Consider the following 292-nt stretch of genomic DNA (forward strand, 5'->3'; position numbering starts at 1 on the left):
AGTACAGTCTGTTTTCTACCACAGCGTTTCTTGTTCTGCTTATAGCGCTTGTAATAATCCAGTGCCGTGTGCCCGTCTTTCAGAAAAGTCACCACATTGTGCACTGTTTGACGGGCCCGGCCCATCTGTCTTGAAATCTTTGTGACAGAGCTATTTTGATGGAAATAGGCTTCTATTATTATCAATTCATCCGTGCTAAGATGGGTGTAGGTCATTCGTGATCACTCCTATGATTTCTTTGGTTGGAAATTCATTTTGAGTGTATCACGAGTGGCTTTTCTTATGTGTCTAG

1 protein-coding gene is annotated in these 292 nt (G+C 42.1%); it reads right to left on the bottom strand.

Translation table 11 applies throughout. The features are described from left to right. A partial coding sequence (locus tag CD129_RS07315) for a helix-turn-helix domain-containing protein (RefSeq protein WP_144437005.1) occupies positions 1-215 on the bottom strand: 215 nt, incomplete at its 3' end. Positions 216-292 lie beyond the last annotated feature (77 nt).

Origin of the sequence: Mammaliicoccus fleurettii, assembly GCF_003970575.1 — a bacterium.
GTDB lineage: Bacteria > Bacillota > Bacilli > Staphylococcales > Staphylococcaceae > Mammaliicoccus > Mammaliicoccus fleurettii.